Annotated in this window: 7 protein-coding genes, 2 tRNA genes and 1 rRNA gene; all 10 read right to left on the bottom strand. The window is 44.3% G+C overall.

Going from position 1 to position 11297, the window contains the following annotated elements; all coding sequences use genetic code 11:
• Window positions 1-79: 79 nt before the first annotated feature.
• The 10 genes from NST22_RS00050 to dnaA all read right to left on the bottom strand — a co-directional run bounded on the left by NST22_RS00050 (window position 80) and on the right by dnaA (window position 11297).
• Window positions 80-155 (bottom strand) — tRNA-Ala (locus NST22_RS00050).
• An 11-nt stretch (window positions 156-166) separates the two neighbouring features.
• Window positions 167-243 (bottom strand) — tRNA-Ile (locus NST22_RS00045).
• A gap of 102 nt (window positions 244-345) precedes the next feature.
• A 16S ribosomal RNA gene (locus NST22_RS00040) occupies window positions 346-1895 on the bottom strand.
• A 352-nt stretch (window positions 1896-2247) separates the two neighbouring features.
• Window positions 2248-4713 carry a DNA topoisomerase (ATP-hydrolyzing) subunit A gene (gyrA, locus tag NST22_RS00035; RefSeq protein WP_003244540.1) on the bottom strand — a complete coding sequence of 822 codons (2466 nt, stop codon included), beginning with the start codon at window positions 4711-4713 and terminating at the stop codon, window positions 2248-2250.
• A gap of 210 nt (window positions 4714-4923) precedes the next feature.
• Entirely contained in the window at window positions 4924-6840 is a 1917-nt protein-coding gene (gene gyrB, locus NST22_RS00030) for a DNA topoisomerase (ATP-hydrolyzing) subunit B (protein ID WP_003226808.1), read from the bottom strand.
• A gap of 54 nt (window positions 6841-6894) precedes the next feature.
• Window positions 6895-7140 (bottom strand): extracellular matrix regulator RemB, encoded by a 246-nt coding sequence (gene remB / locus NST22_RS00025; RefSeq protein ID WP_003219266.1) that lies wholly within the window; start codon window positions 7138-7140, stop codon window positions 6895-6897.
• Window positions 7141-7157: 17 nt separating this feature from the next.
• A complete protein-coding gene (recF, locus tag NST22_RS00020) occupies window positions 7158-8270 on the bottom strand; it encodes a DNA replication/repair protein RecF (protein ID WP_003243515.1) in 1113 nt (370 codons plus the stop codon).
• A 15-nt stretch (window positions 8271-8285) separates the two neighbouring features.
• Window positions 8286-8501: a ribosome maturation protein RlbA gene (rlbA, locus tag NST22_RS00015; RefSeq protein WP_003226810.1), complete on the bottom strand. Its 216-nt coding sequence runs from the start codon at window positions 8499-8501 to the stop codon at window positions 8286-8288.
• Between the two features lie 130 nt (window positions 8502-8631).
• A complete protein-coding gene (gene dnaN, locus NST22_RS00010; RefSeq protein ID WP_003242509.1) occupies window positions 8632-9768 on the bottom strand; it encodes a DNA polymerase III subunit beta in 1137 nt (378 codons plus the stop codon).
• Between the two features lie 188 nt (window positions 9769-9956).
• Complete coding sequence (gene dnaA, locus NST22_RS00005; RefSeq protein WP_003242674.1) at window positions 9957-11297, bottom strand: chromosomal replication initiator protein DnaA; 1341 nt, start codon at window positions 11295-11297, stop codon at window positions 9957-9959.

Below are 11297 nucleotides of genomic sequence, written 5' to 3'. Positions count from 1 at the left end.
TAAAAAGAATCACTATGTGATATCTTGTGTTACTAATTGAATGTGATGTCTACTGTTATCTAGTTTTCAAAGAACACGTTGGTGGAGCCTAGCGGGATCGAACCGCTGACCTCCTGCGTGCAAAGCAGGCGCTCTCCCAGCTGAGCTAAGGCCCCGTTATATAAGATGGTGGGCCTGAGTGGACTCGAACCACCGACCTCACGCTTATCAGGCGTGCGCTCTAACCAGCTGAGCTACAGGCCCATCTTAACTTATTCAAGGAACAAAGTTCCTTCAAAACTAAACAAGACAGGGAACGTTCTGTTTATAAGACCCAAGGTCTTATATTCCGTAAAATATCCTTAGAAAGGAGGTGATCCAGCCGCACCTTCCGATACGGCTACCTTGTTACGACTTCACCCCAATCATCTGTCCCACCTTCGGCGGCTGGCTCCTAAAAGGTTACCTCACCGACTTCGGGTGTTACAAACTCTCGTGGTGTGACGGGCGGTGTGTACAAGGCCCGGGAACGTATTCACCGCGGCATGCTGATCCGCGATTACTAGCGATTCCAGCTTCACGCAGTCGAGTTGCAGACTGCGATCCGAACTGAGAACAGATTTGTGGGATTGGCTTAACCTCGCGGTTTCGCTGCCCTTTGTTCTGTCCATTGTAGCACGTGTGTAGCCCAGGTCATAAGGGGCATGATGATTTGACGTCATCCCCACCTTCCTCCGGTTTGTCACCGGCAGTCACCTTAGAGTGCCCAACTGAATGCTGGCAACTAAGATCAAGGGTTGCGCTCGTTGCGGGACTTAACCCAACATCTCACGACACGAGCTGACGACAACCATGCACCACCTGTCACTCTGCCCCCGAAGGGGACGTCCTATCTCTAGGATTGTCAGAGGATGTCAAGACCTGGTAAGGTTCTTCGCGTTGCTTCGAATTAAACCACATGCTCCACCGCTTGTGCGGGCCCCCGTCAATTCCTTTGAGTTTCAGTCTTGCGACCGTACTCCCCAGGCGGAGTGCTTAATGCGTTAGCTGCAGCACTAAGGGGCGGAAACCCCCTAACACTTAGCACTCATCGTTTACGGCGTGGACTACCAGGGTATCTAATCCTGTTCGCTCCCCACGCTTTCGCTCCTCAGCGTCAGTTACAGACCAGAGAGTCGCCTTCGCCACTGGTGTTCCTCCACATCTCTACGCATTTCACCGCTACACGTGGAATTCCACTCTCCTCTTCTGCACTCAAGTTCCCCAGTTTCCAATGACCCTCCCCGGTTGAGCCGGGGGCTTTCACATCAGACTTAAGAAACCGCCTGCGAGCCCTTTACGCCCAATAATTCCGGACAACGCTTGCCACCTACGTATTACCGCGGCTGCTGGCACGTAGTTAGCCGTGGCTTTCTGGTTAGGTACCGTCAAGGTACCGCCCTATTCGAACGGTACTTGTTCTTCCCTAACAACAGAGCTTTACGATCCGAAAACCTTCATCACTCACGCGGCGTTGCTCCGTCAGACTTTCGTCCATTGCGGAAGATTCCCTACTGCTGCCTCCCGTAGGAGTCTGGGCCGTGTCTCAGTCCCAGTGTGGCCGATCACCCTCTCAGGTCGGCTACGCATCGTTGCCTTGGTGAGCCGTTACCTCACCAACTAGCTAATGCGCCGCGGGTCCATCTGTAAGTGGTAGCCGAAGCCACCTTTTATGTTTGAACCATGCGGTTCAAACAACCATCCGGTATTAGCCCCGGTTTCCCGGAGTTATCCCAGTCTTACAGGCAGGTTACCCACGTGTTACTCACCCGTCCGCCGCTAACATCAGGGAGCAAGCTCCCATCTGTCCGCTCGACTTGCATGTATTAGGCACGCCGCCAGCGTTCGTCCTGAGCCAGGATCAAACTCTCCGATAAATGGATCACAGGTTAAGTTCACCGCATCCTGCGGCGACACCTGTGTGACCTGCGTCGTGCAGGCCCTAGTTTGACTGACTACGCACATCGCTGTGCGATTTATAAAAATGAATTAACAGGTACGTTTTGTCTTGTTTAGTTTTCAAAGAACTTTGTGTGCTTCTCTCAAAGCGACTACTTAATAGTAACATTTTTAGTTAACTAGGTCAATACTTTTTTGAAAAAGTTTTTACTAGTCATAATGGTCATGCTTGTGTCTTTAAAAAGACAACAGAAATGATTATACCATAATTTTTATGACTGTAAAGGGTTATGACACAAAAAAGCGCAGCTATTTCAGCTGCGCTTTTTTTCACACTTCTTCTTGTTCTTCTTCATTCTCATCTTCTTCGTTTTTCTCAACTAAAGCTACTGTAGCAACATGCTCTTCTTCTGCCATTCTGATGAGACGCACACCTTGAGTGACACGTCCGGTGATGGAGATATCATTGATGTCCATTCTGATGAGTACGCCGCTAGCTGTAATAATCATTAGATCCTCTTCACCTTTAGTAGCTTTCACTGCTACTAGTTGGCCGTTGTTCTCGGTGATTTTCGCTGTTTTGAGTCCTTTTCCGCCCCGGCTTTGGGTTCTGTACTCTTCAGCAGGAGTTCGTTTTCCGTACCCTTTTTCAGTTACGATAAGGACGTGTGATTCTTCCTCTAAAATCTCCATGCCGACAACAACGTCGTCATCCGTCAGGGTGATGCCTTTTACGCCCGCCGCAGTTCTTCCCATCTCTCGGACATCTGTTTCAGGGAAACGAATCAGTAAACCGTTTTTCGTTCCAATGATGATTTGTTTTGTGCCGTCAGTCAGACGTACACCCATCAGTTCATCATCTTCACGAAGACTCAGAGCAATTAGACCATTGTTGCGGATATTAGCGAATTGAGATAGCGATGTTCGTTTTGAAACCCCATGCTTTGTAGTGAAGAAGAGGTAAAGCTCCGCATTGAATTCCGTGACTGGAATAATCGCGTTGATCCACTCACCCTTTTCTACCTCCAGCAGGTTAATAATCGGGATTCCTTTTGCCGTTCTGCCGTATTCAGGGATTTCATACCCTTTTGCACGATACACTTTCCCCTTGTTCGAGAAGAAGAGAATCGTGTCATGAGTTGACGTAGAGATCAAATGTTCAACGAAATCATCTTCGTTTGTTCCCATACCTTGTACACCTTTTCCGCCCCGTTTTTGACTGCGGTAAGTTGATGCAGGAAGACGTTTGACGTATCCGTTGTGCGTCAGAGTAACTACGATATTTTCTCTCTCGATGAGATCTTCATCTTCAATTGTCTCCAGTCCAGAAGTGACGATCTCAGTACGTCTTTCATCGTTAAAACGCTCTTTGATTTCCGTGAGTTCTTCACGAATGATCTCAAGCACTTTATATTCATTTGCCAAGATGTCTTTTAGCTCTGCAATTAATTTAACAAGAGACTGGTATTCTTCTTCGATCTTTTCACGTTCCAGTCCCGTTAAACGCTGGAGCCTCATGTCAAGGATCGCTTGTGCTTGCTTCTCTGTCAGTGAGAATTGTTCAATTAAACCTGTTCTCGCAATTTCAGCCGTTTGAGAATTACGGATAAGGGAGATAACTGCATCGAGATGATCCAGTGCAACTCTCAATCCTTCCAAGATATGAGCTCTCGCTTCTGCTTTACGCAATTCATAAGCAGTACGGCGTCTAATGACAACTTTTTGATGGTCAAGGTAATGCTCCAGGCATTGCTTAAGAGTTAAAACTTTCGGCTGGCCATCAACAAGCGCAAGCAGGTTGATGCCAAAAGATGTTTGTAGAGCAGTTTGTTTGTACAGATTGTTTAAGATAACATTCGCATTGGCATCGCGTCTGATTTCAATGACAATTCTCATACCTGTACGATCTGACTCATCACGCAGATCTGTGATACCCTCTATCTTTTTGTCCCTTACGAGATCAGCAATTTTCTCAATTAATTTCGCCTTATTTACTTGGTAAGGTAACTCTGTAACGATAATTCTTTCTTTACCCGAAGATGTTTGTTCGATCTCAGCTTTTGCCCGGATCGTGATAGAGCCTCGGCCTGATTCGTATGCTTTCCGGATACCGCTGCGTCCCAAGATTTGACCCGCGGTCGGGAAATCAGGCCCTGGAATGACTTCCATAAGCTCTGGAATTGTAATGTCCGGATTCTCACTAACAGCAAGTACACCGTCAATGATTTCTCCCAGCTGGTGCGGAGGAATGTTTGTTGCCATACCTACCGCAATGCCGGCAGCACCGTTCACGAGCAGATTCGGGAACCTTGAAGGCATAACGACAGGTTCTCTTTCTGACCCGTCATAGTTATCCTGGTAATCGATTGTGTCTTTTGTGATGTCGCGAAGAATCTCCATTGAGATTTTAGACATTCGTGCTTCTGTATAACGCATGGCCGCCGCTGAGTCTCCGTCAACAGAACCGAAGTTTCCGTGACCGTCAACGAGCATATAACGGTAGTTGAAATCCTGAGCCATTCTGACCATGGATTCATATACCGCTGAATCACCGTGCGGGTGGTATTTCCCGATAACTTCTCCAACGATACGCGCGGATTTTTTATAAGGCTTGTCACTTGTCATGCCTAAATCATTCATTGCATACAAAATCCGTCTATGAACCGGTTTTAAACCGTCACGAACATCCGGAAGAGCACGGGACACGATAACGCTCATTGCATAATCCAAGAAGGACGTACGCATTTCCTGACTGATATTTATTTCACGAACTTGTGGTGTGTTTTGTTCACTCATTAAAAAACCTCCCTGAAGTATCACATGAAATATGTGGGAGTAGATTGTCCATTATGACCTTCAATACGATTTCACTATTCTCCATTATATCAATAAACTTATGATTATACACATTAAATTGCTAGAATATATAGGTATTGCAGGCATCGCTGCATCTGATCTTGTTCAGAAAAAAGCCTTATTTCTTATTGGAAATAAGGCTTTTTATGATTAGATGTCAAGATTTTTAACGTATCTCGCATTCGCTTCTATGAAGTTTCGGCGCGGTTCTACCTTGTCGCCCATAAGCATTTCAAAAGTCTCATCCGCATCCATTGCATCTTCAAGAGTTACCTGAAGAAGTGTTCTGGAGCTAGGATCCATGGTTGTCTCCCATAGCTGGGTGGCATTCATTTCACCAAGACCTTTGTAACGCTGCAGTCCAGGCTTAGGCGTTTGAGGAAGAGTTTTTAACAGCTCTTCAAGCTCCTTGTCATTGTATGCATATTCAACGCGTTTCCCCTGTTGAACCTTGTAGAGCGGCGGCTGCGCAATGTACACGTAGCCATTTTCGATAATTTGGCGCATATATCTGTAAAAGAACGTTAACAGCAGTGTTCTGATGTGCGCGCCGTCAACATCGGCATCTGTCATAATGACAACTTTGTGGTAACGGGCTTTCTCAAGGTTGAAGTCTTCTCCGATACCTGTGCCGAGCGCTGTGATCATAGAGCGAACTTCGTTGTTAGAAAGGATTTTATCCAGTCTGGCCTTTTCAACGTTTAGGATTTTACCTCTAAGCGGCAAAATGGCTTGGAAATGTCTGTCGCGTCCTTGTTTAGCAGATCCTCCGGCAGAGTCACCCTCTACGATATATAACTCGGAGATGCTCGGATCTTTTGAAGAGCAGTCCGCTAACTTACCGGGCAGGTTTGAAATTTCCAAAGCACTCTTACGGCGTGTTAGTTCACGCGCTTTTTTCGCAGCCATTCTTGCTCTTGCCGCCATTAAACCTTTATCGACAATTTTTTTGGCTGCATCTGGATTTTCCAGCATAAATGTTTCCATCGCCGTAGAAAATAACGTATCGGTGATCGTCCGTGCTTCTGAGTTGCCCAGCTTTGTTTTTGTTTGGCCCTCAAACTGCGGATCAGGGTGTTTGATTGAAATAATCGCTGTCAGCCCTTCCCTTACGTCATCTCCGCTTAGGTTTGGATCATTTTCTTTAATAAGCCCTTTTTTTCTGGCGTAATCGTTGATAACACGAGTCAGGCCCGTTTTGAAGCCAGCTTCATGGGTACCGCCTTCGTACGTGTTAATGTTGTTTGTAAACGAGTAAATGTTGCTTGTGTAGCTGTCATTGTATTGCAAAGCCACTTCAACCGTAATGCCGTCCTTTTCGCCTTCAATGTAAATCGGCTCTTCATGGACAACCTCTTTAGAGCGGTTTAAATACTCTACATAACTTTTAATTCCGCCTTCGTAATGGTATTCATTTTTGCGCTCTTGTCCTTCACGTTTATCTTCAATCGTGATGTTTACGCCCTTTGTTAAAAAGGCTAATTCACGCACGCGGTTGGCAAGCAGATCGTAATCATACTCGGTTGTTTCTGAGAAAATTTCAGGGTCCGGGACAAAATGTGTCGTCGTTCCTGTATGATCCGTTTCGCCAATGATTTCAAGGTCTGTAACCGGAACTCCGCGTTTATAGGTTTGGCGGTGAATTTTACCGTCACGGTGAACCGTCACATCAAGCTCTGTTGATAGTGCGTTTACGACCGACGCACCTACACCGTGTAATCCTCCGGATACTTTATAGCCGCTTCCGTCAAATTTTCCTCCGGCATGAAGCACCGTCATAATGACTTCTACCGCAGGACGGCCCATTTTTTCATGAATACCGACTGGAATACCGCGGCCATTATCTACAACCGTGATACTGTTGTCTTTTTCGATTTGGATATTGATATCCGTACAATAACCGGCGAGGGCTTCGTCAATACTATTGTCGACAATTTCCCATACCAAGTGGTGAAGGCCTTTGCTGTTTGTCGAACCGATATACATCCCCGGTCTTTTACGAACAGCTTCCAATCCTTCTAGTACCTGTATCTGATTTTCATCATAACTGTTTTGCTGCTGTTCCATAGCCACGTCATTCACCTACACTTTTCTAAACGATATATTCGTGATAAAAAATTTCTAAGAATCTATTTCAAACATAAATTGCGCACGTTTTTTTAATGTGCTGGAAGATAAGGGAGAGTAATATATATTCTGAACCGTGACTACGATAGATTTGGGCGTGCCGTTTACGGAAGGCACCACCTTGTGTTTCTGTTTTTTCAGAAATTCTTCAACAATAGGCGACATGTTGGCTTTAAAGTCAAAAATGCCGACAATATCTCGTGTTGAAACCACAAAGTCATCACCTAAATGAATATACAATTGCTCACCTCATTTCTTCACTTCACTAACGCACCATTTTGCACACGGAACATTCCTGCTTGACGTAAGGTTTCGTGATCAATGCCATCAACGCTTGTCGTTGTGACAAACGTTTGTACACGGCCTTGGATCGTATGAAGCAAGTGTGACTGGCGATAATCATCCAGTTCACTCAGTACATCATCCAATAGTAAAATGGGATATTCTCCGATTTCTTCATGGATCAGGTCAATCTCCGCCAGCTTAAGGGACAACGCCGTCGTTCGCTGCTGTCCTTGAGAACCATACGTCTGCACATCGCGTCCGTTCACATAGAAAAGAACATCATCGCGATGAGGCCCTGACAGCGTCACACCACGCTCAATTTCTTTTTCTCTTAATTTAGAAAACGCTTCTTGATAGCTATCTCCTATTTTCGACAAATCTAGGGGATCTGATACATCAAGAGCTGTATGGTATTTCAGGGTCAGTTCTTCAAGCCCTCTTGAGATGCCTGCATGGATGGGCTGCGCCCATTTCTCGAGCTGTGCTGTAAACTGCAGGCGTTTTACGACGACTTTTGCTGCAACTTCTACAAGCTGATCGGTCAGAACATCGAGCATCGTCCGGTCAGTTTGTTTTCTTGTTTGCAGCTGTTTCAAAAAATGATTCCGCTGGGAAAGGATTTTCTGGTAAAGAGAAAGATCATGAAGGTAGACGGGAGAAACCTGTCCGATTTCCATGTCAAGAAACCGCCTTCTCACTTGAGGGCTTCCCTTTACAAGATTTAAATCTTCCGGCGCGAACATAATGGTGTTGAGGGCCCCGACATACTGGCTGAGCTTTTGCTGTTCAATATGATTGACCTTGCCCTTTTTACCCTTTTTGGAGATGACGAGCTGCATCGGGATCGCCCCGTTTTGCTTCATCACTCTTCCCTCTATTTTAGCATAGTCTTTGTCCCACCGTATAAGTTCTTTGTCATTTGATGTCCGGTGCGATTTCGCCATGGACAAGACATAGATCGCCTCCATGAGGTTTGTCTTCCCCTGGGCGTTTTCTCCGATGATCACATTTACTTTATTTTCAAATTGAAGTTCAGCATGGTCGTAGTTGCGGTAAGATGTCAGTTCTAAGTTCTGGATATACAATCAGTGTCACCCGCTTTAATTGACGACTTGAAATGAACCAAATCCTTCAATCTCTACCACATCTCCAACATACAGCTTTCTGCCCCGGCGGTTGTCCGGCTCATCGTTCACAAGCACTTCATGCTCGCTTAAAAACCACTTCGCCATACCGCCAGACTGAATCACATCGGCTAATTTTAAGAATTGTCCGAGTGTAATCATCTCTGTATCAATTGAAATCGGATTTGCCATTATATCGACCTCTTTCAAATATCACTAATATCTAATTGTACTAAAAAAAAACGAATTAGGGAAAGGGAAAACTTGTCGGAGCAGATACCGAATAGAAAAGCTGCCGACGGGTCGGCAGCAGTGTATCGGATTAATAGGTTCTGACAGGAAGGATAAGCTGTACAATCGTTTCATCATTCGGCGTGCGAATTAAGAAAGGTCTCATTGCGCCTGTAAAGCTTACGCGTATTTCTGCTCCTTCAAGCACCTTTAGTGCATCCAGCATATATTTTGGACTAAAAGAGATATTTAATTCCTCACCTTCAATTTGATCCGCAACAATTGCTTCCACAACTTTACCGATTTCTGGCGAATTGGAAGAAATTTCAATGGATTCAGCCGGTTTTGCGGACAGTTTTACAACGTTGTTGCGTCCCTCTCTAGCTAAAAGAGATGCACGATCAATGGCCTGAAGGAATTCTTTTGTGTTCACAATGATTTCTGTTTTGCTGTCTTGCGGAATCAGGCTGGTTGTGTCTGGATAATTCCCGTCCAGAAGCCGTGAGAAGAACAAGACGTTTTTCGCTTTAAACAGAACTTGGGTTTCTGTGATGACGATATCTACAAGTTCCTGGTTGTCATCTAAAATCTTGCTGAGTTCAGTTAAACTTTTTCCCGGAATCACGACGTTATAAGATCTGTCTTCTGGAATATCAAGTTTCGCCTTTCTTAATGCAAGACGGTGGCTATCCGTTGCAGTGCATAATAATTCACTTTGCTCCACTTTCCAGTTTACACCTGTCAAGATAGGGCGTGTTTCTGAGGTGGACACTGCAAATACTGTTTGTCTGATTAGATTTTTTAACAAATCAGTTGGGATCTGAATCGCATGATGCTCTTCAATCTGCGGCAAGTGCGGATATTCATCAGCATCCAGTCCGTTTAGATTAAATTCAGCTTTACCAGAACGGATAATCGTCAAATACTGATTTTGGACTTCAATTTCTACAGTTGCCATCGGCAATTTTTTTACAATTTCACTAAAAAAGCGAGCCTGTAAAACGATGCTTCCGGGCTGTTCAATAGTGACGATTTCTTTATCTCCTTCTTCTTTTGGAATGAAGGATTCAATAGAAATATCTGAGTCACTCCCTGTAAAGGATACTCCATCATCTGATGCAACAATTTTAATACCAGTCAGAATGGGAATCGTGGTTCTGGATGAAACTGCTTTTAATACATCTTGGACACTTTCAACAAGACGATCTTTTTGAATCGTGAATTTCATTTTTATCCTCCTAACGGATAATGTATTAATATATATATTTATAAAAAATAGTAGAAGTAATAGTAGGGCCTGTGGATTTGTGGATAAGTTGTGAAAAAGACAGGAAACACAGCCTATCCACATGTGGACAGACTGTGTATGACTTCCGAAAAGTTATTCACACTTTCCCCGATTGATCCCCGGTCCTGCTATTTAAGCTGTTCTTTAATTTCTTTTACATGCTGCTGAAGCTGTTCATCATCTGCCAGCAGTTTTGAAATTTTTTCATGCGCATGAATAACGGTCGTATGATCACGTCCTCCAAACTCTTCACCGATTTTAGGAAGAGAGGAATCAGTCATTTCCCTTGATAAGTACATGGCGATTTGACGCGGAAAAGCTACTGACTTTGTCCGTTTTTTTGCTTTGAAATCCTCGAGTTTAATATTAAATTGCTGGCCTACTACCCTCTGAATTTCTTTTATCGTAATGACTTTCGGTTTTGAGGAAGGAATAATATCTTTCAACGCCTCAGCGGCCAGATCAGCATTAATATCTTTATTAATTAAAGATGAATAAGCGACAACTCTGATTAATGCTCCTTCGAGTTCCCGAATATTGCTGTCGATTTGATTCGCGATGTAAAGCATAACCTCGTTCGGAATATCGAGGCCCTCTGCTTTGGCCTTTTTTCTTAAAATTGCAATTCTCGTTTCTAGATCAGGCGGTGTGATATCTGTAATAAGTCCCCATTCAAAACGTGAGCGCAATCTGTCTTCAAGTGTCGGAATTTCCTTTGGCGGCCGGTCACTTGAAATGACGATTTGTTTGCTTTCTTCGTGTAATGTGTTAAATGTATGGAAAAATTCTTCCTGGGTTTGTTCTTTCCCCGCTAAAAATTGAATATCATCTATCAAAAGCACATCAACATTTCGATAGCGATTGCGGAAGTCGACGGCTTTATTATCTCGGATAGAGTTGATGAATTCGTTTGTAAATTTCTCAGAAGACAGATAAACCACTTTGGCAGAAGGATTATGATCTATTACATAATGGCCGATCGCATGCATTAAGTGTGTTTTCCCTAAGCCGACGCCCCCATAGATAAATAAAGGGTTGTAAGCTTTCGCGGGCGCTTCCGCTACTGCGAGGGAAGCAGCATGTGCAAATCGGTTTCCAGATCCGATGACAAAAGTATCAAAAGTATATTTTGGATTGAGCATATTTTGAGGAAAATCAGATGTATCTTCTTTGACCGCTTTTTTGACTTGCGGTTTCGGCATAAAGTCCTCAACATCTTGATTTTGAGGAATGACAAACTTAATGCTCAATTCTTCCCCGGTTAATTCATATATAGTATCTGCAATCAGATGCAAGTATCTGGACTCCAGCCAGTCTCTGGCAAATTCATTGGGAGCCGTGATTGTTAATGTATCGCCTTGCAGTGAGTGGGCTTTGGTTGACTTCATCCAAGTCTCAAAACTCGGTTTGCTCAACTTTTTTTCGATTTGAGCAAGGGCTTGGTTCCACAGGTCTAATATATTTTCCAT

The sequence above is a fragment of the Bacillus sp. PS237 genome, assembly GCF_037963345.1.
Classification (GTDB): domain Bacteria; phylum Bacillota; class Bacilli; order Bacillales; family Bacillaceae; genus Bacillus; species Bacillus subtilis.
Note: the sequence above shows the minus strand (reverse complement) of the source record. Positions and strands in the feature narration are given on the sequence as shown.

Bases quoted from the DNA above. Each gene is read 5' to 3' on its own strand.
- gyrA (WP_003244540.1), bottom strand. From the start codon at position 4,713: ATGAGTGAACAAAACACACCACAAGTTCGTGAAATAAATATCAGTCAG.
- gyrB (WP_003226808.1), bottom strand. From the start codon at position 6,840: ATGGAACAGCAGCAAAACAGTTATGATGAAAATCAGATACAGGTACTA.
- rlbA (WP_003226810.1), bottom strand. From the start codon at position 8,501: ATGGCAAATCCGATTTCAATTGATACAGAGATGATTACACTCGGACAA.
- dnaN (WP_003242509.1), bottom strand. From the start codon at position 9,768: ATGAAATTCACGATTCAAAAAGATCGTCTTGTTGAAAGTGTCCAAGAT.
- dnaA (WP_003242674.1), bottom strand. From the start codon at position 11,297: ATGGAAAATATATTAGACCTGTGGAACCAAGCCCTTGCTCAAATCGAA.